Genomic DNA, 21,728 nt, shown 5'->3' with positions numbered 1-21,728 from the left:
CTGCCGTCAGTCCTTGCGCGGATAGGAGCGGATCAGGATCCGCTCTCTTTCGCCTTCGCGTCTTTCGACCAGCAGCCGCGCGACCTGCGCGTCGTCGTGGAACAGATAGCCTTTGATGGAGTCGAGCAAGGCCTTGGCCAGGTTGTCGAGGTCCATCCAGGGCGGCTCTCCGACATGCTCCATGCGGATTTCTACGACATGGTCGCCCCATGATGGTCTGGCTCCGCGCCATTCCTTGCGCATGAACTCATAGACCAGCGGCTTGTAGTATTTGGCCTGGGTCGTCAGGCCGTCGATAACGATCTCGACCGCATCGCCATCCTCGCGCGCCCTGACCTTGCCGGTCCCGATCCAGCCGGCGATCATACGACGATTGCCGTTGTGAGGATATCCGCGCTCTTCTTGCCCTGCATGGCTCTCGTGCTACACCGCCGCGCAACCCATCGCCACGCCTGAGAGACGAGATTTACGCGCATGAGCAACGTCCGGACAGAGACCGACACCTTCGGCCCGATCGAAGTCGCCGCCGATCGCTACTGGGGCGCCCAGGCGCAGCGATCGCTGGGCAACTTCAAGATCGGTTGGGAAAAGCAGCCCCTGCCTGTCGTGCGCGCCCTAGGCATCGTCAAGCGTGCGGCCGCCGAGACCAATCGCGACCTGGGCAAGCTGGACCCGGCCCTGGCCGACGCCATCATCAAGGCCGCCAATGAGGTCATTGAAGGCAAGCTGAACGACCATTTCCCGCTGGTGGTCTGGCAGACGGGTTCGGGCACCCAATCGAACATGAACGCCAATGAGGTGATCTCGAATCGCGCGATCGAGATTCTGGGTGGCGAGATGGGCTCCAAGAAGCCGGTCCATCCCAACGACCACGTCAATATGAGCCAGTCGTCCAACGACACCTATCCCACGGCCATGCACGTCGCCTGCGCCGAACAGGTGGTTAACGACCTGATCCCGGCCTTGAAACATCTGCACGCCGCGCTGGACGCCAAGGCCAAGGCCTGGGGCCACATCATCAAAATCGGCCGTACCCATACCCAAGACGCCACGCCTCTGACGCTGGGCCAAGAGTTCGGCGGCTATGCGCAACAGGTCGAGAACGGCATCAAGCGCATCGAACAGACCCTGTCGGCCCTGATGGAACTGGCGCAGGGCGGCACCGCCGTCGGCACCGGCCTGAACGCGCCCATCGGCTTCGCCGAGAGGGTTGCGGCCCAGATCGCTGAGATCACCGGTCTTCCCTTCACCACGGCCCCGAACAAGTTCGAGGCCCTGGCCGCCCACGACGCCATGGTCTTCAGCCACGGCGCCATCAACACGGTCGCCGCCAGCCTGTTCAAAATCGCCAACGACATCCGCTTCCTGGGTTCCGGCCCGCGTTCGGGTCTGGGCGAATTGGCGCTGCCGGAAAACGAGCCAGGCTCGTCGATCATGCCGGGCAAGGTCAATCCGACCCAATGCGAAGCCCTGACCCAGGTCTGCGTCCAGGTGTTCGGCAACAACGCCGCCCTGACCTTCGCCGGGTCGCAAGGCCATTTCGAGCTGAACGTCTACAATCCCGTGATGGCCTACAACTTCCTGCAGTCGGTGCGCCTGGTCGCCGACGCGGCCATCAGCTTCACCGACAACTGCGTCGTCGGCATCGAGGCGCGCGAGGACAATATCGCGCGCGGCCTGAACAACTCGCTGATGCTGGTCACCGCCCTGAACGGCAAGCTGGGCTATGACCTGTGCGCCAAGATCGCCAAGACCGCGCACAAGAACGGCACCACGTTGCGCGAAGAGGCTGTCGGCGGCGGCTATCTAACGGACGCTGAGTTCGATGAAGCCGTGCGGCCGGAAAAGATGATCTCGCCGGGCTGATCCCATCCAGGGACGATATTTTGCAGCGCCGACGTCGTCTGACGTCGGCGTTTTTGTTTGGGTCAGGCATTGTCGCGGATGGTGCGTCCGACCGGCGCCAGCGCCAGCTTGGCCAATTCGAGATCCTTCAGCGCAAATGGTATGCCGATGATGGAGACGAACTCCGCCACGGCGATGATCAAATGCGTCAGGGCGATGTACCAGCCGGCCACGACGAACCAGACCACGTTCAACACGACGCCGACACAGCCAGCGACGGGATGCGTGTCCTGCCACACGATCTCGCGACCGAAAGGCCAGAACGAATAGCTGGCGATGCGCCACGCCGCGAACGTCCACGGCAGGCCGACGACAGTCAACGCCAGGATCGCGCCGCCTAGCAGCCACAGCAGGCCGGAAATCCAGCCGCCGAAGATGAGCCAGAGGACATTCAGGAACAGGCGCATCGAGACAGGCTCCAATGTCGCCCAATGCGACACATCTCAGATAAGCAAAAGGCCCCGCTTGTGCAGCGGGGCCTTTATTAAATCGGCTTCAGATCGGCCTTAGTGCGGCTTCTCGGTCCAGCGCGCCTTGGCGTCGTCTTGGGTCAGGCTCAGATGGACGTGCTTGTCGTCAACCCGTTCGACCCAGCTGACCGGGATCATGTGGTGCTTGAAGCCGCCTGCGAAATCCAGCTTCGCCAGTTCGATCTGGTCGCCCAGGACGTGATCGACCCGGCCCACGTGACCGCCGTCCGAGCCCACGACTTCGAGGTGTTCCTTGATGAGCGAAACGTCAACCATGTGTATCTCCAGCAGTTTGGTTTGTCCTGTCGATGAGAACACACCCGGCCTGCGACGGTTTCAAACGGCGACGCTTGTTCATCGCCTTGATGACAGGATTGGCAAGGACGCGGTAGAAGCCGGCGTTCACACGGAACCGGAACTCGAGATATGCGTCGGATTGGATCGGGCCTATTCGGCGTCCTCATGGCCCTGGCCTTGTCGGCGTGTGGAACGCTGGATCGCCCGACTGGCCCTCTTCGGATTGCAGACGGCACGCTCGTCAAGGCGGAAGACCCTCGCATCCGCGCCAGCGACAGCGCGCGCCTGCAGGCCTTCACCCAGGAAATCGGTCAGCGACTTCGGCCCGACAAGCCAACCTCGATCCTGGCGCTGTCTGGCGGCGGCGCAAACGGGGCCTACGGCGCCGGGCTGCTGGTCGGTTGGACCGAACAGGGCGATCGCCCCGCATTCGACGTGGTCACCGGCGTCAGCACGGGGGCCCTCGCCGCTCCATTCGCCTTTCTTGGATCGGATTGGGACGACGAACTTCAGCACGCCTACACCAGCGGCGCCGCCAGCAATTTGCTGAGCTGGCGCAGTTTCGCCGCCTTCCTGAACCCGAGCCTGTTCTCGTCACAGGTCCTGCGTAATCTGGTGGACGAGAATGTCACCCCTGAACTGATGCAGGCCGTCGCGCGCGAGCACGCCAAGGGCAGACGGCTGCTGGTGGCGACGACCGATCTGGACAGCGAGGAAACCGTCATCTGGGACATGGGTCTTTTGGCGACCCAGGGCGACGAGAACGCCCGCGAACTGTTCAAGGAGGTGCTGGTCGCCTCGGCCAGCATTCCCGGCGTCTTTCCTCCGGTTCTGATCGCCGGGCTTCAGGACGACGACAAGGTGGTTCTGGAAATGCATGTCGACGGCGGCGTCAACACGCCGTTCCTGGCCATCCCTGAAGACCTGATGCTGTGGACCCGTCCAAAGGACGAAGGGCGTGTCGGCGCCCTCTATGTCATCGTCAACGGTCAGGTCGGCCGCAACGACGGGGTCACGCCCGGCCGGCTGTCGGGAATTCTGGCGCGGACCTATGACAGCATGAGCAAATCGTCGCTGCGCATCCATCTGGCCGTGACGGCGGCGTTTGCGCGGCGCAATGGGCTGGACATGGCGCTGTCGGCCATTCCAGACAATGTCGCCGCCTCCAGCCTGAAGTTCGATCAGGAGACCATGACGGCCATGTTCGAACTGGGTCGCCAGCGCGGACGCGGCGCCGATGCCTGGACCCGGCTGGGCGAGCGCCCGGCGGACCAGCCCTTTATCCCCCAGACGACAATTTCGGAGTCTCAAGTGCCAGCTGTGCTGACGCCCGAGCCCTCGGCGAAACCGTCGGCGGATACGCCTCCCGCTGATAAGCCCACGTCGTAATCATGGGCGAGATCATCAATCTGAACCGGGCGCGAAAGGCCCGCGCCAAGGCCGAAGACAAGGCGCTGGCCGCCGCCAACCGCGTGGCGCACGGACGCTCCAAGGCCGAAAAGACCCTGTCCGCTCTTGAGCGTCAACGCGCCGAGAAGCAGTTGAATGGTCAGAAGCTGGAGCTGAAATCCGACGACTGACGGCTCAGGCCTTGGGCGCGCGGATGAGCATGACCTGCCCAGCCAGCACAAGCGCCAGGCCGATTAGGGCGCTCCAGCCGAAACGCGCGCCCTCGAACAGCACCGACACCAACATGGCGATGGGCGGCGTCAGAGCCGAGATGTAGCTGGCCAGGGCATAGCCACGCTGACGGGCGATGGTGAAATACAGGCCGAACGCGATCACCGACCCGAACAGCGAGAGATACAGCAGCGACAGCACATAGTCTGCCGTCGGCTCGATCCGCCACGTCACGCCGGTCGCCATACCGTACAGCGCCAACATGGCCGTGCCGTAAGCCATCGCCCAGGAAGTGGCGGCCATGACGGGCGCGCCCGCCTGCTGTCCCTTCCAGGCGAACCAGTTGCCGAGCGCCGAAGCCAGTACAGCGGTCAGGGCGAAGAGGACGCCCAGCCCCGGATTGAGGCCGGCGCCCGCCGCCGTTATCTGGCCGTAGGACAAGACCCCGACGCCCATGACGCCCAGTACTGCGCCGATCCACGCCGCCGGCGCCGCCTTCTGTCCGCCCAGCAGCCGAAACAGGATCAGGTTCACAAAGGCCAGGGCGGCGAAGATGACCGCGACCACAGCCGACGCCACCTGCCCTTCCGCCGCATAGACGAAGCCATAGCTGACCGCGAAGACGAAGGCGCCCTGCCCGATGGCGGCCAGATGCTGGCTGCGCGTCAGACGCAGCGGCCGGCGCGTCACGGCGCAGAAGCCGAACAGGACCGCCGACGCCAGACCAAACCGCCAGACGATGGAGACGATGGAATCAACCGGCCCCAGCTGCAGGGTGATCGCGTACCAGGTCGTGCCCCAGATCAGGGCGCAGATGGTGATCGCGACGATCGCGAAGGGGCGGCTCAAGGGTTGACCTCCGGCGGTGGACGGCCCGCATAACACGCCCTGACGCCACGCGCCCTCACGTCTTGCGCCTGAGTGTGACACACTGGGCGCCTCGAAGGAGATCGCCATGCGAAACGCCCCCCTGATCCTGCCCGCCGCCCTGGTCCTGGCGGCCTGCGCCACCACGCCGGACATGACGACCGGAACGACAGTCGTAAACGTGACCGCCACCTATCGCGAACGGATCATGCTGCCGCCCGGCCATGTCCTGACCGTTAGGGTTGAGGACGTCAGTCTGGCCGACGCGCCCGCCAAGGTTCTCGCCGAGACCAGCGAGCCGCTGACCGGCGCCCCGCCCTATCGCGTCACCCTTGGCTTTCCCACGTCTCAGATCGATCCACGCCACACCTATGCCGCGCGCGCCGAGATCCGAGACGCGGCCGGCGCTCTGGTCTTCGTTACGGACACCCGCCACGCGATCCTGACGAACGGCGCGCCGGCCTCGGCCGAGATCATGCTGAAGTCCGCGCGTTGAGCAGCCTCAGCAAACGTTCGGTCGCCCTCGCCGGCCATGCCACGTCGGTGGCGCTGGAGCCGGAGTTCTGGGCCGTGCTGGACCGGATCGCGGCCGCTCGCAGCCTCAGCAAGGCTCAGCTTCTGGCTGAAATCGACGCCGGTCGCGGCCGACGCCCTCTCGCCTCCGCCTGTCGCCTGCTGGCGCTGGACTGGGTGGCGGATCATGGAAGACCGGCGTAGCTTCGATATAACGGAGACCTGACCATGTCAGACAATCGTCTGCTTCCAGCCGCCGTGGTCGGCGGTCTTCTGGCTGTCGGCTTCATCGGCGCCGGCGCCCTGATCGGTCAGGGCGTCATTCACGCGCGCGCCGGCGACCGCACCGTGACGGTGCGCGGCCTGTCCGAACGCAATGTGAAAGCGGACCTTGCCGTCCTGCCGCTACGCTTCACGGCCTCGGGCGATGTCCTTTCGGAAGTTCAAACCAAGATCGACAGCGATCTGGCGCTGGTCCGCCGCTTCCTGACCGCCCAGGGCTACCCTGCCCAAGCCATCGAGCTAGGCCGGCTCGAGGTGGCCGACACACGGTCGCGAGAATACGCCGCCCAGAACGGCGGTCCACGCTTCATCCTGGCTCAGACGGTGATCGTTCGAACCAACGATGTGGCCCGGGTTCAGGCCACGACGCGACTGCTCAACGACCTGGTGCGTCAGGATGTGGTGCTGCAGGACTTTCAGGGTCCGTCCTACATCTTCACTAAGTTGAACGACGTGCGCCCGCAAATGATCGCCGAGGGTACAGCGGCGGCGCGCACCGGCGCGGAACAGTTCGCCAAGGACAGCGGAACGCCCCTCGGCCCGATCCGTCAGGCCACCCAGGGCTCGTTCGAAATCCTGCCGCGCGATGGCGCAGCCGGCGACGAGGCCGTCTCCATCGACAATAAAATCCGGGTCGTTACGACTATCACCTATAGTCTAAAGTAGTCTCGGGCGGTCCGGCGTCGGAGGATTGCGGTTGCCCGATGAAATCGACGTCGGCGTGCGGATCTTGGCCCATCTCGACCAACACGACCCAGACGGCCAGGATCACGAACATTCCGACCATGCCCAAAACGAAGGCCCACCACCCGGCCTTCTTGCCGCGTGGTTTGCGGTGTGACGCCGCGTCCCTTTTGTCAGTGTTCTGCTGCATCGCACCTAGGAACCGGCCGTCCATCCGCCGGGTTCCGAGGTTTCATTGTGGCGGCGGCCCTGACATTGCCGCGCGGTCCCCTTATGTTCCGGTTTCGAATCTGACTGACGGATGTTTCTGCGCCTGTGACCGACCTTCCCGCCTCCCGAATTTCCGACCTGGCGCGAGCCCGTGCGCCCGAGGGCGAGGCGTCGAACGACTATCTGAAAGGGCTGAACCCGGAGCAGCGCGAGGCGGTCGAGACGACCGAGGGGCCGGTTCTGGTTTTGGCGGGCGCCGGCACGGGAAAGACCCGCGTGCTGACAACACGGCTGGCGCACATTCTGGCGACGGGCCGGGCCAAGCCGTGGGAGCTGCTGGCCGTCACCTTCACCAACAAGGCCGCGCGCGAGATGCGCGAACGGATCACGCATCTGATCGGCCCCTCCGCCGAAGGGTTGCGTTGGCTGGGCACCTTCCACTCCATCGCCGCCCAGATCCTGCGTCGCCACGCCGAACTGGTCGGTCTGAAATCCAGCTTCACCATCCTGGACACCGACGATCAGGAACGCGTGCTGAAACAGCTGCTGGAAGCGGCTAATATCGACACCAAACGCTGGACGCCCAAGTCGCTGTCCGGCCTGATCGACCACTGGAAGAACCGAGGCTGGACGCCGGACAAGCTGCCGCCGGGCGAGGACTTCGCCAACGGCAAGGGCCAGGGTCTGTACGCCGCCTATCAGGCGCGCTTGCGCAGCCTGAACGCCTGCGACTTCGGCGATCTGCTGCTGCACAACATTACCATCCTGTCGCAACATGCGGACCTGGCGGAGGAATATCGCCGTCGCTTCCGCTACATCCTGGTGGACGAATATCAGGACACCAACGTCGCCCAGTATCTGTGGCTGCGGCTGCTGACGGCCTCGACCGGCAACGTCTGCTGCGTCGGCGACGACGATCAGTCGATCTACGGCTGGCGCGGAGCCGAGGTGGACAACATCCTGCGCTTCGAGCGCGACTTCCCCGGCGCCAAGATCGTCAAGCTGGAGCGGAACTATCGCTCGACCAGTCATATCCTGGGCGCGGCGTCCGGCCTGATCGCCGCCAACCGCGACCGACTGGGCAAGACCCTGTGGACCGAGGATGACAGCGGCGACAAGGTGCGGGTGCGCGGCGTCTGGGACGGCGAGGCCGAGGCCCGGCTGATCGCCGACGAGATCGAGACTGCGCGGCGTCCCAACGCCGGCGAACCGGGCCTGAAATACAAGGACATGGCTATTCTGGTTCGCGCCTCGTTCCAGATGCGGGCCTTTGAAGAACGGCTGGTGATGCTGGCCATCCCCTATACCGTCATCGGCGGGCCGCGCTTCTTCGAGCGCGCCGAGATCCGCGACGCCCACGCCTATCTGCGCCTGATCCTGTCGGAAGACGACGACCTCGCCTTCGAGCGGATCGTCAATGTGCCCAAACGCGGCATCGGCGACACCAGCGTGCAGAAGATCCTGCAACTGGCCCGCCAACACGACCTGTCGGCCCTGACCGCCGTGCGGGGCCTGATCAATACCGACGAGCTTCAGGCCCGGACCCGCACCGCCCTGTCCAACTTCGTGCGCGACATCGACCGCTGGCGCCAACTGTCCGAGACTACGCCCCACTGGCAGGTCATGGAGACGGTGCTGGAGGAGAGCGGCTATACCGACATGCAGAAGGCCGACCGCACCAGCGGCCAGACCCGCCTGGAGAACCTGAAGGAACTGACCCAGTCCATGCAGCAGTTCGAGACGCTGCAGGCCTATCTGGAGCACGTCTCTCTGGTGATGGATCTGGAGCGCGCGACCAGCGATGATCCCAATGGCGACGGCGCGGTGCAGATCATGACCCTGCACGGCGCCAAGGGGCTGGAGTTCCCGCTCGTCTTCCTGCCTGGCTGGGAAGAAGGCGTCTTCCCCAGCCAGCGCAGCATCGATGAGAAGGGCGAGAAGGGCCTCGAGGAGGAACGCCGCCTGGCCTACGTGGGCGTCACCCGCGCCAAGCAGGACGCTCGCATCTCCTTCGCCGCCAACCGGTTGGTCTATGGCCGCTGGACCTCGCAACTGCCCAGCCGCTTCGTCGACGAACTGCCCATCGCTCACGTCGATCCCCAATCCGATACCGGCTATTACGGCGCTTCGACCGGCATGAAGGAGGCCAAGAGCCGCTGGGACGACGCGCCATCCTTCGGCAGCGGCTATTCCTCCCCCGGCTGGAAACGCGCCCAATCCTTCACCGCCACTCAGACCCCGGCCAAGATTCCCGCGCGCAGGGCCGTCATCGAAGGCGACGGCCGACTGATCGCCACCGCAGACCCCAAATCCAGTTCAGGCTGGAAAAAGGGCGAACGCGTCTTTCACCAGAAGTTCGGCTACGGAAACGTGCGCGTCATCGAAGGCAACAAGCTGCTGGTCGAGTTCGAAAAGGCCGGGGAGAAGCGCGTCATCGACAGCTTTGTCGAGAAGGCCTAACCCGACGCTCTGACCCAATGAACGGAGCCAAAGATGGCGGGCCTCAAGGACAAGCGCGGCTTCATCGACAAGGATCGCATTGATCTGTCGGAACGTCAGTCGGTCGAATACTGGATGAAACGCTGGGGCGTAACCAAGGACCAGATCACCGCCGCCCACCGCAAGGTTGGGCGCATGACCAAGGATATCGCGGCGGAATTGGGCAAGAAGCGCTGACGCCGCCTGCCTGAAACGAGAAACGGCCCCGGAGCACTCCGGGGCCGTTTCCGTCTCTGGCTTAGATGTGGATCACACGCCCATAGGCGTCCAGCGCCGCCTCGTGCATGGCCTCCGACATGGTCGGGTGCGGATAGACGATCCCGTGGATGTCTTCCTCTGTCGCCTCCATCGTGATGGCGGTGACATAGCCCTGGATCATCTCGGTCACTTCGTGACCGATCATGTGGGCGCCGATCAGGGCGCCGGTCTTGGCGTCGAAGATCACCTTGACGAAGCCGTCGGTGTCGCCCGAGGCGATCGCCTTGCCGTTCACGCGGAACGGGAAGCGGCCGATCTTGACGTCGCGCTTCTCGGCGCGCGCAGCCTGTTCGGTGACGCCGACCGAGGCGACCTGCGGCTGGGCATAGGTGCAGCCGGCGATGGGTGAATGGACGTTGGGGGTCTTGTAGCCGGCGATATGTTCGGCAGCGTGGATGCCTTCGTGCGACGCCTTGTGCGCCAGCCAGGGCGCGCCGGCGCAGTCGCCGATGGCGTACAGCCCCTTGACGTTGGTCTGGCAGTGGCTGTCGATCTTGACGTGGCCGCGGTCCATTTCCAGACCCAGTTCTTCCAGGCCGATGCCGTCGGTGTTGGCGGTGATGCCTACGGCCGAGATGCAGACCTCGGCCTCCAGGGTCTCGGCCTTGCCGCCGATCTCGACGGCGACCTTCACGCCCTTGGCGTCCTTGCTCACCTTAGTGACCTTGGCGCCCAGCTTGAACTTCATGCCGCGCTTTTCGAACGACTTCTGGGCGGCCTTGGAGACCTCTTCGTCCTCGACCGGCATGATGCGATCCACGGCCTCGACCACGGTCACGTCACAACCCAGGGCGCGATAGAAGCTGCCGAACTCGATGCCGATGGCGCCCGAACCGATCACGACGATCGACTTGGGCATGAATTTCGGCGCCATCGCCTCGCGATAGGCCCAGATGCGATCGCCGTCGGCTTCCAGTCCGATCTGCGGCAGGGCGCGGGCGCGGGCGCCGACGGCCAGCATGACGGACTTGGCCTCCAGAGCGCGCGAACCGCCCGCTTTAAGGGCGACGACGACCTTGGGCGCGGCGGCGCCCTTCTCCAGCTTGGCTGACCCCTCGATCACCTCGATCTTGTTTTTCTTCATCAGGAAGCCGACGCCCTGATTCAGCTGTTTGGCCACTCCACGCGAGCGCTGGATGATGGCGTCGAAATCGAACGACGCGCCCGACGCCGACAGGCCGTACTCCTTCAGATGGCTCAGGCTCTCGAACTTTTCGCCCGACTTCAGCAGGGCCTTGGTCGGAATGCACCCCCAGTTCAGGCAGATGCCGCCCAGGTTCTCGCGCTCGACGATGGCGACCTTCAGGCCCAACTGGCTGGCGCGAATTGCCGCGACATAACCGCCGGGGCCCGAGCCGATGACGACGAGATCGAATTCAGCAGCCATTAGATCAACTTCTCGATGTCGGCCTTGATGGCCTCGGGTTCAGTCTGCGGGGCATAGCGGGCGACCACCCTGCCCTCGCGGTCGGTCAGGAACTTGGTGAAGTTCCACTTGATGGCTTTGGAGCCCAGGAAGCCGCGCTTCTGTTCGGTCAGCCAGGCGTAAAGCGGATGTCGGTTCGGTCCGTTGACCTCCACCTTGTCGAACAGGGGGAAGGTCACGTCGAAACTTGTGGCGCAGAAGGCGGCGATTTCCGCCGCCCTGCCCGGCTCCTGCTCGCCGAACTGGTTGCAGGGAAAGCCCAGCACCTCGAACGGCTGATTGGCGAACGTCCGGTGCAGCTTTTCCAGACCATCGTATTGGCCAGTGAAGCCGCACTTGGACGCCGTATTGACGATCAGCAACGCCTGACCGCGAAAGCGATCGAGCGAAACGTCCGTGCCGTCGATGGCGCGGGCGGAGAAGTCATAGACCGAGGTCATGACCTCACCCTCCCCTTAGGCCAGCATCGCGACGGGATCTTCGATCAGCGGCTTGAACGCCTGCAGGAAGCGGGCGCCGGTCGCACCATCGACCACGCGGTGATCGCAGGTCAGGGTGACCGTCATCACCGTGGCCGGAACGACCTGGCCGTTCTTGACGACCGCGCGCTGCTCGCCCGCGCCCACGCTCATGATGCAGCCCTGGGGCTCATTGATGATCGAGGTGAACTGCTTGATGCCGAACATGCCCAGGTTGGACACCGAGAAGGTGCCGCCCTGGAACTCTTCGGGCTTCAGCTTGCGCTCGCGGGCGCGCTTTGCCAGGTCCTTGGACTCGGTCGCGATCTGCGCCAGGCCCTTGGTCTCGGCCTTCTTGATGATCGGAGTGATCAGGCCGCCGTCGATCGCCACCGCCATCGAGACGTCGGCGTTGTGGTGCATGGCGATGCCTTCAGGGGTGTACGAAGCGTTGGCCTCCGGCACCATCTTCAGGGCCAGGGCGGCGGCCTTGATGACGAAGTCGTTGACCGAGACCTTGATCCCTTGCGGCTCCAGCATCTTGTTCACCTTGGCGCGCACGGCCATCAGCTGGTCGATCTCGCAGTCGATGAACAGCGGGAAGTGCGGCACATTCTGGACGCTGTCGACCATGCGGCGCGCGACGGCCTTCTTCATGCCGTCCAGCGGGATCAGGTCGTAGCTGCCGTCCGGAATGCCCATTTGCGCCAGCGACTGCGCCTTGCGCGGCTCCGCTGCGGTCGCGGCGGGCGACGCCGACGATGCGGTCGCGGGTTGAGTCGACGCCTTGCCGGCGGCCTCGACGTCGCGCTTGACGATGCGACCATGCGGACCGGTGCCCTTGATCGATTTCAGATCGACGCCGTTCTGCGCGGCGATACGTCTAGCGAGCGGCGACGAGAAGATGCGATCTCCGCTGTCCGACTTCGGCGCGGCGGGCGCCGGAGCGGCAGACGTAGCGGGCTTGGGCGCCTCGTCAGCAGCGGGAGCAGCCTCGGCCTTGGGCGCTCCTTCCGTCTTGGCGGCGGGTTTTTCAACCGGCTTGGGCGCGGCCGCGCCGCCCTCGTCCTTCAGGCGGGCGATGGGCGTATTGACCTTCACGCCTTCCGTGCCTTCAGCGACCAGGATGTCGGTGACTTCGCCCTCGTCCACGGCCTCGACTTCCATCGTCGCCTTGTCGGTTTCGATCTCGGCGATCACGTCGCCGGCGGAGACGACGTCTCCGACCTTGACGTGCCACCTGGCCAGAACGCCCTCCTCCATGGTCGGAGACAGGGCCGGCATCAGGATGTCGGTCATCAGGCGTTCCCCCCGGTTGGCGTAATCGGTTCGGCGACAGTGCGGACGTCATTCGCCTTCACCACTTCGCTGAGACCTTCGAGGATGCGGTGGTAGGCCGCAGTTTCATCGTGTTGATGCCGCACGGCATAACCATGCGCCATATGTCGAGCCGCATAGGCCAGCAGCCGACCGAACTGTATGGGATCGTTGAAGGCCGGTTTGACGGACATCACCGGCTCGTCCTTCGACCACCACATCCGAAGGACTTCGATGGCCTTGGGGTCAGCAGCGACGCTGTCTGGCGTCGTCAGCATGAACTCCGATGCCTCGGTCATGCCATCACCTGCTTCACGGCCGCGATGATCTTGTCCGCGCCCGGCAGCGACAGCGCTTCCAGATTGGCGGCGTAGGGCAGCGGCACATCTTCTTGGTGAACCCGCAGCGGCGGCGCATCCAGATAGTCGAAAGCATGTTCGATGACGCGGGCCACAACCTCGGCGCCGACACCCATCGGACCCCAGCCTTCTTCGGCCGAGACCAGACGGTTAGTCTTCTTGACGCTCTCGACGATGGTCTCGTGATCCAGAGGACGCAGGGTACGCAGGTCGATCACTTCGGCCTCGATACCCTGCTCGGCCAGCTTCTCGGCGGCCTGCAGGGCGAAGCCAACCATGCGGCTGTGCGCGGTGATGGTGACATCCTTGCCTTCGCGACGGACCTTGGCCTTGCCGATCGGCAGGACATAGTCCTCGACCTCCGGCACGTCGAACTCCAGGCCGTACATCATCTCGTGTTCGAGGAAGACGACCGGGTTCGGGTCACGGATGGCGGCTTTCAGCAGGCCCTTGGCGTCGGCCGCGTCATAGGGCGCGATGACCTTCAGACCCGGCACCTGCGCGTACCAGGCCGAGTAGTCCTGGCTGTGCTGGGCGCCGACGCGCGAAGCGGCGCCGTTCGGGCCGCGGAAGACGATAGGCGCGCGGATCTGACCGCCCGACATATAGAGCGTCTTGGCGGCCGAATTGATGATGTGGTCGATCGCCTGCATGGCGAAGTTAAACGTCATGAACTCGACGATCGGCTTCAGGCCCGACATGGCGGCGCCGACGCCCAGGCCGGCGAAACCATGCTCGGTGATCGGCGTGTCCACGACGCGCTGATCGCCGAACTCCTGCAGCAGGTCGCGGCTGACCTTGTAGGCGCCTTGGTACTGGGCGACTTCCTCGCCGATCAGGAAGACGCGATCGTCGCGACGCATCTCTTCGGCCATGGCGTCACGCAGGGCGTCGCGCACGGTCGTCTTGACCAATTTGACGTCGGCCGGGATTTCCGGATCGCGCAGTTCGACCTTGGGCGTCGCGGTCTGGGCCGGGGCCTTTTCGGGATCGCCGGTTTTGCCCTCGGCCGCAGCCTTGGGCGCCTCGGCTTCGCCCTGCGCGGGTTCAGCCTTGGGCGCAGGGGCCGCTGCGCCGTCTTCGCCGGCCAGACGAGCGATCGGCGTGTTGACCTTCACGTTCTCGGAGCCTTCGGCGACCAGGATTTCCAGCACTTCGCCTTCATCCACGGCCTCGACTTCCATCGTCGCCTTGTCGGTTTCGATCTCGGCGATCACCTGGCCGGCCGACACGGTGTCGCCCGCCTTGATATGCCATTTGGTCAGCGTGCCCTCTTCCATCGTGGGGGACAGCGCCGGCATCAGAATGTCGGTCACGGATCAGGCCTCCACGTAGACGTCGGTATAGAGCTCGGACGGATCGGGTTCCGGGCTCTCTTGGGCGAATTGAACAGCTTCGGCGACGATCGCCTTGATCTCGTTGTCGATGGCCTTGAGCTCGTCCTCGGTCGCATTGGCGGCCGACAGCAGCGTCTTCAGGTGATCGATCGGGTCGCGGGTCTTCTTGACCTCGTCGACCTCTTCCTTGGTCCGGTATTTGGCCGGGTCTGACATCGAGTGACCGCGATAGCGATAGGTCTTCACTTCCAAGATGAAGGGACCGCCGCCCTCGCGGGCGCGCTTCACCGCACGCGCCGTCGCGTCGCGCACGGCCAGCACGTCCATGCCGTCGACCTGCTCGCCCGGAATGCCGAAGCTGGCGCCGCGCTGATACAGTTCGGTCGTTGAGGACGAGCGTTCGATGCTCGTGCCCATGGCGTACTGATTGTTCTCGATGATGTAGATGGCCGGCAGCTTCCACAGCTGCGCCATATTGAAGCTCTCGTACACCTGCCCCTGGTTCGAGGCGCCGTCGCCGAAATAGACGAAGGCCACCGAATCGTCCCCGCGATACTTGCCGGCGAAAGCCAGGCCGGTGCCCAGCGCCACCTGGGCGCCGACGATGCCGTGACCGCCGTAGAATCCGGTCGGCACGTCGAACATGTGCATCGATCCGCCCTTGCCCTTGGACGATCCGCCGCTGCGGCCGGTCAGCTCGGCCATGACTTCCTTGGGGTCCATGCCGGCGGCCAGCATGTGGCCGTGGTCGCGGTAGCCAGTGATGATCTTGTCGTGGCCTTGTTTAACGCTCTCCTGGACGCCGACCGCCACGGCTTCCTGGCCGATGTACAGGTGGCAGAAGCCGCCGATCAGCCCCATGCCGTAGAGCTGGCCCGCACGCTCTTCGAAGCGGCGGATCAGAACCATCTCGCGATAGAACCGGAGAAGATCTTCCTTGGACGCCGTCGGCGTGTTGGGCAGTTTGTCAGGCGTGGTCGTCTGAGCGGATTTGGCTGGGGCTTTCGCCATCCGGTATCTCCCGGCTAGGCGCCGAGGACCGACGCCTTCTTATCGTTACGGAAAGGGGCTTTAGCAGCCTTCCTTCCGGAAACGCAAAGGGGTGCGGGTCGCCCTGTAACAATAGTTCAAGTGGCGAAGACTTTTACCCTTGAACAGCCGGAGCCGAGACATGGATCACATAGTCGCGCGGGTCGGAGAAGCCCAGCACGGCGCGGGCGCGCTCTTCCAAAAGGTCGCGAGACAGGCTGTCGGTGCGCAGATAGCGAACCCGTGTCTCAAGGTCGCGGCGCTGCTCGGTCAGATGCGCCAGCTGGTCCTCGCGCTGCCCAAGCAGGGCGTCGCGAGACGAGCCGCTCAACAGTCCGCGCTCGCCCGTCAGCGCCTGCACCCCGAGATAGGCCAGAAGCAGCAACAGGGCGAGGGACAGGCGGTAAGGTTTCATCCGTTCGGGCACTTGAGACGCTCCTTCTGAGCGCGAAAACACAGTTCAGAAACCGTGCCCGAAAATGCCTAACGAAATGTAGCTTGACCGTAAGATTGTCGGCGGAAAACGCTGATTCTCCGCCGACAATTCCGATCTCTATTTCAGCAGCATGCCGTCGCCGAAATAGACGCCCTGGTCGCCCAGCATTTCCTCGATGCGGAGCAACTGGTTGTACTTCGCCACCCGGTCGGAGCGGGCCAACGAGCCGGTCTTGATCTGCCCGCAGTTGGTCGCCACGGCTAGGTCGGCGATGGTGTAGTCCTCGGTCTCGCCCGACCGGTGGCTCATCACAGCGGTATAGCCCGCGCGGTGGGCCATATCGACGGCGTCCAGGGTTTCCGACAGGGTGCCGATCTGGTTGACCTTGATCAGGATCGAGTTGGCCAGACCTTCGCCGATGCCGGCGGCCAGACGCGCCGGATTGGTCACGAACAGGTCGTCGCCGACCAGTTGGACGCGGTCGCCAAGGCGCTCGGTCAGCAGGCGCCATCCGTCGAAGTCATCTTCCGCCATGCCATCCTCGATCGACACGATCGGGAAGCGTTCGCACAGATCGACCAGATAGGCGGCCATGCCGTCGGAATCGACGGTCTTGCCCTCGCCCGCCATGACATATTTGCCGTCCTTGAAGAACTCGGTCGAGGCGACGTCGAGACCCAGGTGGAAGTCCTCGCCCGCGAGATAGCCCGCCGCCTGGCCTGCCTTGGTGATGAAGCTCAGCGCCTCATCGGCCGAGGCCAGATTGGGCGCAAAACCACCCTCGTCGCCGACATTGGTGTTGTGCCCGGCGTCCTTCAGCTGCTTCTTCAGGGCGTGGAAGATTTCGGCGCCCATACGCACGGCGTCCGAAAAGGTCTCGGCGCCGGTGGGCAGGATCATGAACTCCTGGATGTCGATCGGATTGTCGGCGTGCGCGCCGCCGTTGATGATGTTCATCATCGGGGTCGGCAAGACACGGGCCGAGACGCCGCCCAGATAGCGATACATCTCCTGATTGGCCGACAGGGCGCTGGCCTTGGCGACGGCCAGAGACACGCCCAGGATCGCATTTGCGCCCAGACGGCCCTTGTTGGGCGTGCCGTCCAGCTCGATCATGGCGTCGTCGATCCGGCGCTGCTGCTCGGCGTCCATGCCGGACAGGGCGTCGAAGATCTCGCCGTTGACGGCGTCGACCGCCTTCTGGACGCCCTTGCCGCCCCACATGTCCTTGTCGCCGTCGCGCAATTCGACCGCTTCGTGGGCGCCCGTGGACGCGCCGGACGGAACAGCGGCGCGGCCGAACGAACCGTCTTCCAGCGTGACATCGACCTCGACCGTCGGATTGCCCCGGCTGTCGAGAATCTGGCGGGCGACGATGTCGGCGATGTCGGTCATGGCTCGGCTCTTTGGCTCAAGGGGCAAGGGAGGTCCGACGGTTTAGCCGCCTCCCCGCCAAACGCCAATGCCGACATCGTCGCCGTGCGTCAGGAACAGCCTTCGACCAGCTGGATCGAAGGATCGCCGGCGTGAATGGCGATGACCTTGCCGTCCGCGCCGACTTCATAGCGGACCCCACGGGCCGCCGGGTCGGTGACATAGGCGCTGGAACCGCCTTTTGACCAAGCATACAGGTCTTCGGCAGGCGCATCCTGATATTTGTGGGGTTGCGCGAATATCGATCCGCCGTACGCCTGTTTGATCGCCATGGCCGTGTCGCCAACCTTAAACCCGCGATCGGTCTCGATTGTCGCGCCACGAGACAGGGTGATTCGCGTCAGGACCCCTCTTTGGATCATCACGAGCACGTCCGCTGGCGCTTTGGTCGGATGGAACTGATCGCAGACCTCCGGCTCCGGGCCGCCAACAGCGTTCGGCTGAGAGTCCTCACCCCAAACCTTCACCAGATCGGCCCGCGACATGCCGATTCGCACGGGGCCCAGCCCCTCGGCTGTAAGGATATTGGGATCGGCGGCAGGCGTGACAGGCGGGGTCGGAGCCGCCGGCGCCATGGCGACCGGCGGCGTCTCCTGAGGCGCTTCTGCGGTCGGGCGCTCGTCACGGCCGCAGGCGGCAAGGGTGATAAGCGCGACGGCGCTGACGGCGGTGAGACGAATCATCATGCAGTATTCTCCAAATGAAGCTTCACCGCATTGAACGCATGAAAACGGCGCGCGGGTCACCGCGCGCCGTCGAAATCGTCATCCGACTGAAGTCGGGGTCGCCTGAAAGACTAGTCTTCCTTCGGCGTGATGACCTGACGACCGCGATAGGTGCCGGTCTTCAGGTCGATGTGGTGCGGGCGCTTCAGCTCGCCGGTGTCCTTGTCCTCAACGTAGACGTTCGAGGTCAGGGCGTCGTGGGCGCGGCGCATGTTGCGACGCGAGGGAGATACTTTGCGCTTCGGAACGGCCATGTCCGTCTCAATCTTCTAAGTCGGGCGCCGCCCAGAGCCGAGCTCCGTCTAGCGCGAAAACAATAGCGGCGGCCCTCAGGACCGCCACGCGAGGCGCGGCTTATGCATGAACCACGCGACGATTTCAAGGCGTTTAAGCAGGCGTCAGACGCCGGACGATCTTCGCAGGATTGCCGACCACCACCACGTCGGACGGCACGTCCTTCGTCACGACCGATCCCGCGCCGATCACCGAACGATCGCCGATGGTGACGCCCGCCAGAACGATCGCGCCGCCGCCGATCCAGACGTCGTCCCCGATGAGGATCGGCCGCGCCGTCTCCTCGCCCCGGCGGGCGACCGCGTCCAGCGGATGTTCCGGCGTCAGAAGCTGTACGCCCGGCCCGGCCTGGAAGTTGTCGCCGATGCGAATCTCGGCGCAGTCCAGAAACACGCAGTTGGCGTTCGCAAAGGCCCGCGCGCCCAAGTGGATGTTGACGCCGTAGTCGCAGAAGAAGCCCGGCATGATGATCGCCTTGCCGTCGGCCGCATTGACCAGTTCGTTGACCAGGGCGCCGCGCCGGTCGCGATCCGGCTCGGCGTTGATGGCGACGGTCAGGCTCACGGCGCGGGCGCGACCGTCGCGCAGATCGGAATCGCCCGGATCGTAAGGCAAGCCCGCAAGCATCTTCTCGCGCTCGGTCATGCGTTCTCCGTCAGAGCGTCAGCCACCGCTTCACCGATGGCCAGCGAACTGGTCAGGCCGGGGCTTTCGATGCCGAACAGGGCCATCAGGCCATCGATGCCGTGATGTTCGCGGCCATAAAGCTGGAAGTCCGGTTGCGGCTCGCCCGGCCCATGCAGCTTGGGCCGAATGCCGGCGTAGTCTGGCGTCAGGGCGCCATCGGGCAATCCAGGCCAGAAACGGCGAATGTAGGTGGCGAACTCTTCGGCCTTGGCAGGATCGACCGAGTAATCCTCGGTATCGACATAGGCCAGGTCGGGCCCGAACACGGCCTGACCGCCCAGATCCTTGCGATAGTGGGTGCCCAGCGCGCCGGGGATGGGCGGCGGATAGATCAGGCGGTCGAACGGCGCCTTGGCTGTCAGCCGGAAATAGACGCCCTTGCCGAAATGTCCGGCGGGAATGTCTCCGGGCGGATAGCCTTCGATCGACGCCGCCACAGCCTGGGCCGACAGTCCGGGCGCGGTGACCAGAAGGCGGCTCGTGACCTGCATCGCCCCCTCCCCGCCGACACGGATCGTGAACCCGCCGCCCGCCAGCGGCTCTGCGCCCTCGAACGGCGCCGAGACCACGACCGACCCGCCCGCATCCTCGATCTCGCCTTGCAGGGCGAGCATATAGCCGTGGCTGTCGAGCAGGCCGCTCTCGGGCGACAGGATGGCGGCGTGGGCGTTCAACTCCGGCTCCAGCGCCCGCGCCTGGGCGCCGGTCAGATGCGCCAGCCCCTCGACGCCATTCGCCGTCGCCTGTTCGAAGATGGCCTCGATCCGCTCGACCTCTGATGCCTGCGTCGCCACGACCAGCTTGCCGCATTTCCGGTGGTCGATCTTGCGGCTGGCGAGGAAGTCGTAGAGCGCATGGCGTCCCTCGACGCAGTAGCGGGCCTTCAGCGATCCGGTCGGATAATAGAGGCCGCCGTGGATCACCTCGGAATTGCGCGAGGAGACGCCCTGACCAATGTGGGCTTCCTTCTCCAGCACCAGCACCGTCAGGCCCCGTTTCGACAACGCCCGACCGCACGCCAAGCCCACAGCGCCGGCGCCAACGACGGTCACGTCGAAATCAAAACTCATCGGCCGCCGTACCTCCGTTTCGCCTCGGCCTCGAAACAGCCGATCAGCTTTTCCACGGCCCGGTCGAAGTTCGCCGACAGCATCATGTCCAGCATCCGGGACTTGAAGGCGAAGTCGATCATGAACTCCAGCCGCGTGCCGTCGGGATGAGGAAAGAACTCCCAACGGTTCTTCAGGTGTTTGAAGGGGCCGCGCAGCAGGCCGACCTCGACCTTGGGCGCGTGGCGATCATGCCGAACCCAGGTGGAGAACCGCTCCTTTAGGAAGGAAAACCCGACGCTGGCCTCCGCATCCTGCAAGCCGACGCCCTCGCCTTCCTCGCGCGCGTTCCAGACGCGCATCGACGTCACCCACGGCACGAAGTCGGGATAGGCACGCACGTCGGCGACCAGATCGGCAAGCTGTTCGGGCGCATAGGGAAGAATGCGCGTGACGCGGTGGACGGCCATTCGGAACTTAGCGGCGCAGCTGCGCCTCGCGCGCCGCCTTCAGCCGGGCGAAATCGTCGCCGGCGTGGTGCGACGAACGCGTCAGCGGGCTGGACGACACCATCAGGAAGCCCTTGGCCCGGGCGATCGCCTCATAGGCCTTGAACTCTTCCGGAGTGACGAACCGATCAATGGCGGCGTGTTTGCGCGTCGGCTGCAGGTACTGGCCAATGGTGATGAAGTCGACGCCGGCGGACCGCATGTCGTCCATCACCTGCATGACCTCTTCCTTGGTTTCGCCCAGGCCGACCATGATGCCGGACTTGGTGAACTGGTTGGGGTCGCGCTCCTTGACCATCTGCAACAGGCGCAGGCTGTGGAAGTAGCGCGCGCCCGGCCGGATCTTCAGATACAGGCGCGGCACGGTCTCGAGGTTGTGATTGAAGACGTCGGGCCTGGCGTCGATCATCACGGCCGCCGCCCCGTCCTTGCGCAGGAAGTCGGGCGTCAGGATCTCGATCGTGGTGTCGGGCGCCTGGATGCGGATCTGGCGCACCACTTCGGCGAAGTGGGCCGCACCGCCGTCGGCCACATCGTCGCGGTCGACGGACGTGATGACGACGTGGTTCAGACCCATCTGCTGGACGGCCAGGCCCACCTTGCTCGGCTCTTCCGGATCGAGCGGCTGAGGCAGGCCCGTCTTGACGTTGCAGAAGGCGCAGGCCCGCGTGCAGGTGTCGCCCATGATCATCAGGGTAGCGTGTTTCTGGCTCCAGCACTCGCCGATGTTCGGGCAGGCCGCCTCTTCACAGACCGTCACCAGCCCCTTGGAGCGAACGATCTCCTTGGTGGTGTTGTATTGACCAGAGCCCGGCGCCTTCACCCGCAGCCAGTCGGGCTTCTTCAGAACGACCGACTCGGGCCGGTTCTGCTTTTCGGGGTGACGCAGCTCGGACGGCTTGCGCTGAAGGGTGTCGATCAGGGTGACCATGGCCGGTATTTCGGACTTTGAGGCCGTTTAGGCAAGGCACACCGGGTAACAGACTTGCCGCAGGCGTCGCGCATCGGAACTCACGCGACGTTACGCATCTTTTCAAGATGACGCGGCGTCATTAATGACAGT

27 protein-coding genes are annotated in these 21,728 nt (G+C 64.6%); 9 read left to right on the top strand and 18 right to left on the bottom strand.

The features are described from left to right. Positions 1–6 precede the first annotated feature (6 nt). Positions 7–366 carry a RusA family crossover junction endodeoxyribonuclease gene (locus O2K97_RS08975; RefSeq protein ID WP_269218995.1) on the bottom strand — a complete coding sequence of 120 codons (360 nt, stop codon included), beginning with the start codon at positions 364–366 and terminating at the stop codon, positions 7–9. A 108-nt stretch (positions 367–474) separates the two neighbouring features. Here O2K97_RS08975 and fumC point away from each other — a divergent pair, with 108 nt between their 5' ends. Then, complete coding sequence (gene fumC, locus O2K97_RS08970; protein ID WP_269218994.1) at positions 475–1,866, top strand: class II fumarate hydratase; 1,392 nt, start codon at positions 475–477, stop codon at positions 1,864–1,866. Between the two features lie 62 nt (positions 1,867–1,928). Here fumC and O2K97_RS08965 read toward each other — a convergent pair whose 3' ends face one another. Continuing rightward, positions 1,929–2,312 (bottom strand): YccF domain-containing protein, encoded by a 384-nt coding sequence (locus tag O2K97_RS08965; RefSeq protein WP_269218993.1) that lies wholly within the window; start codon positions 2,310–2,312, stop codon positions 1,929–1,931. A gap of 99 nt (positions 2,313–2,411) precedes the next feature. Beyond that, the gene (locus O2K97_RS08960) at positions 2,412–2,651 is read right to left on the bottom strand and encodes a DUF2171 domain-containing protein (protein ID WP_039243689.1); all 240 of its coding nucleotides are present in this window, start codon (positions 2,649–2,651) and stop codon (positions 2,412–2,414) included. A gap of 150 nt (positions 2,652–2,801) precedes the next feature. On the opposite strand from O2K97_RS08960, the gene O2K97_RS08955 reads away from it, so the two are divergent. Both O2K97_RS08955 and O2K97_RS08950 read left to right on the top strand, forming a co-directional pair. Further along, the gene (locus tag O2K97_RS08955; protein ID WP_269218992.1) at positions 2,802–4,061 is read left to right on the top strand and encodes a patatin-like phospholipase family protein; all 1,260 of its coding nucleotides are present in this window, start codon (positions 2,802–2,804) and stop codon (positions 4,059–4,061) included. Between the two features lie 2 nt (positions 4,062–4,063). Next, positions 4,064–4,252, top strand: a complete 189-nt coding sequence (locus tag O2K97_RS08950; protein WP_269218991.1) for a DUF4169 family protein — start codon at positions 4,064–4,066, stop codon at positions 4,250–4,252. A gap of 4 nt (positions 4,253–4,256) precedes the next feature. On the opposite strand, the gene O2K97_RS08945 is transcribed toward O2K97_RS08950, so the two are convergent. Further along, on the bottom strand, positions 4,257–5,141 hold the full coding sequence (locus O2K97_RS08945) for a DMT family transporter (RefSeq protein ID WP_269218990.1): 885 nt from the start codon (positions 5,139–5,141) through the stop codon (positions 4,257–4,259). 106 nt (positions 5,142–5,247) lie between these two features. Here O2K97_RS08945 and O2K97_RS08940 point away from each other — a divergent pair, with 106 nt between their 5' ends. The 6 genes from O2K97_RS08940 to O2K97_RS08915 all read left to right on the top strand — a co-directional run bounded on the left by O2K97_RS08940 (position 5,248) and on the right by O2K97_RS08915 (position 9,524). Next, entirely contained in the window at positions 5,248–5,655 is a 408-nt protein-coding gene (locus O2K97_RS08940) for a YbaY family lipoprotein (protein ID WP_269218989.1), read from the top strand. Next, positions 5,652–5,876 carry a ribbon-helix-helix domain-containing protein gene (locus tag O2K97_RS08935; RefSeq protein WP_066624790.1) on the top strand — a complete coding sequence of 75 codons (225 nt, stop codon included), beginning with the start codon at positions 5,652–5,654 and terminating at the stop codon, positions 5,874–5,876. Before O2K97_RS08940 ends, O2K97_RS08935 begins: the two co-directional genes overlap by 4 nt. Positions 5,877–5,900: 24 nt before the next feature. Continuing rightward, on the top strand, positions 5,901–6,620 hold the full coding sequence (locus tag O2K97_RS08930; protein ID WP_269218988.1) for an SIMPL domain-containing protein: 720 nt from the start codon (positions 5,901–5,903) through the stop codon (positions 6,618–6,620). Between the two features lie 31 nt (positions 6,621–6,651). Further along, on the top strand, positions 6,652–6,795 hold the full coding sequence (locus O2K97_RS08925; protein ID WP_269218987.1) for a hypothetical protein: 144 nt from the start codon (positions 6,652–6,654) through the stop codon (positions 6,793–6,795). A gap of 158 nt (positions 6,796–6,953) precedes the next feature. Beyond that, positions 6,954–9,308, top strand: coding sequence for an ATP-dependent helicase (locus tag O2K97_RS08920; RefSeq protein WP_269218986.1), 2,355 nt, complete (start codon positions 6,954–6,956; stop codon positions 9,306–9,308). A gap of 33 nt (positions 9,309–9,341) precedes the next feature. Continuing rightward, positions 9,342–9,524, top strand: coding sequence for a DUF3606 domain-containing protein (locus tag O2K97_RS08915; protein ID WP_055753752.1), 183 nt, complete (start codon positions 9,342–9,344; stop codon positions 9,522–9,524). Positions 9,525–9,585: 61 nt separating this feature from the next. On the opposite strand, the gene lpdA is transcribed toward O2K97_RS08915, so the two are convergent. The 14 genes from lpdA to lipA all read right to left on the bottom strand — a co-directional run bounded on the left by lpdA (position 9,586) and on the right by lipA (position 21,596). Then, positions 9,586–10,992, bottom strand: a complete 1,407-nt coding sequence (gene lpdA / locus O2K97_RS08910; protein WP_091746660.1) for a dihydrolipoyl dehydrogenase — start codon at positions 10,990–10,992, stop codon at positions 9,586–9,588. Then, on the bottom strand, positions 10,992–11,471 hold the full coding sequence (locus O2K97_RS08905) for a glutathione peroxidase (protein WP_269218985.1): 480 nt from the start codon (positions 11,469–11,471) through the stop codon (positions 10,992–10,994). Before O2K97_RS08905 ends, lpdA begins: the two co-directional genes overlap by 1 nt. 15 nt (positions 11,472–11,486) lie before the next feature. Beyond that, the gene (locus O2K97_RS08900) at positions 11,487–12,788 is read right to left on the bottom strand and encodes a pyruvate dehydrogenase complex dihydrolipoamide acetyltransferase (protein WP_269218984.1); all 1,302 of its coding nucleotides are present in this window, start codon (positions 12,786–12,788) and stop codon (positions 11,487–11,489) included. After that, the gene (locus O2K97_RS08895; protein ID WP_045810788.1) at positions 12,788–13,105 is read right to left on the bottom strand and encodes a DUF5076 domain-containing protein; all 318 of its coding nucleotides are present in this window, start codon (positions 13,103–13,105) and stop codon (positions 12,788–12,790) included. Before O2K97_RS08895 ends, O2K97_RS08900 begins: the two co-directional genes overlap by 1 nt. After that, the gene (locus O2K97_RS08890) at positions 13,102–14,481 is read right to left on the bottom strand and encodes a pyruvate dehydrogenase complex E1 component subunit beta (protein ID WP_269218983.1); all 1,380 of its coding nucleotides are present in this window, start codon (positions 14,479–14,481) and stop codon (positions 13,102–13,104) included. Before O2K97_RS08890 ends, O2K97_RS08895 begins: the two co-directional genes overlap by 4 nt. A gap of 3 nt (positions 14,482–14,484) precedes the next feature. Continuing rightward, a complete protein-coding gene (pdhA, locus tag O2K97_RS08885; protein WP_039243674.1) occupies positions 14,485–15,513 on the bottom strand; it encodes a pyruvate dehydrogenase (acetyl-transferring) E1 component subunit alpha in 1,029 nt (342 codons plus the stop codon). 133 nt (positions 15,514–15,646) lie between these two features. Continuing rightward, positions 15,647–15,946 (bottom strand): FtsB family cell division protein, encoded by a 300-nt coding sequence (locus O2K97_RS08880; RefSeq protein WP_419466116.1) that lies wholly within the window; start codon positions 15,944–15,946, stop codon positions 15,647–15,649. 138 nt (positions 15,947–16,084) lie between these two features. Continuing rightward, positions 16,085–17,362, bottom strand: coding sequence for a phosphopyruvate hydratase (eno, locus tag O2K97_RS08875; protein ID WP_269218981.1), 1,278 nt, complete (start codon positions 17,360–17,362; stop codon positions 16,085–16,087). A gap of 89 nt (positions 17,363–17,451) precedes the next feature. Next, a complete protein-coding gene (locus O2K97_RS08870; RefSeq protein ID WP_269218980.1) occupies positions 17,452–18,087 on the bottom strand; it encodes a hypothetical protein in 636 nt (211 codons plus the stop codon). Positions 18,088–18,197: 110 nt separating this feature from the next. Next, the gene (rpmF, locus tag O2K97_RS08865) at positions 18,198–18,380 is read right to left on the bottom strand and encodes a 50S ribosomal protein L32 (protein ID WP_026108365.1); all 183 of its coding nucleotides are present in this window, start codon (positions 18,378–18,380) and stop codon (positions 18,198–18,200) included. Positions 18,381–18,513: 133 nt separating this feature from the next. Further along, positions 18,514–19,065 carry a sugar O-acetyltransferase gene (locus O2K97_RS08860; RefSeq protein WP_269218979.1) on the bottom strand — a complete coding sequence of 184 codons (552 nt, stop codon included), beginning with the start codon at positions 19,063–19,065 and terminating at the stop codon, positions 18,514–18,516. Further along, positions 19,062–20,177, bottom strand: coding sequence for an NAD(P)/FAD-dependent oxidoreductase (locus O2K97_RS08855; protein WP_269218978.1), 1,116 nt, complete (start codon positions 20,175–20,177; stop codon positions 19,062–19,064). The genes O2K97_RS08860 and O2K97_RS08855 overlap by 4 nt, the downstream gene beginning before the upstream one ends. Beyond that, positions 20,174–20,626 (bottom strand): type II toxin-antitoxin system RatA family toxin, encoded by a 453-nt coding sequence (locus O2K97_RS08850; protein ID WP_269218977.1) that lies wholly within the window; start codon positions 20,624–20,626, stop codon positions 20,174–20,176. The genes O2K97_RS08855 and O2K97_RS08850 overlap by 4 nt, the downstream gene beginning before the upstream one ends. A 7-nt stretch (positions 20,627–20,633) precedes the next feature. Beyond that, on the bottom strand, positions 20,634–21,596 hold the full coding sequence (gene lipA, locus O2K97_RS08845; protein WP_269218976.1) for a lipoyl synthase: 963 nt from the start codon (positions 21,594–21,596) through the stop codon (positions 20,634–20,636). Positions 21,597–21,728 lie beyond the last annotated feature (132 nt).

The sequence above is a fragment of the Brevundimonas vesicularis genome, from assembly GCF_027105095.1.
Classification (GTDB): Bacteria; Pseudomonadota; Alphaproteobacteria; order Caulobacterales; family Caulobacteraceae; genus Brevundimonas; species Brevundimonas vesicularis_E.
This window is presented reverse-complemented; position numbering and strand designations above follow the sequence as displayed.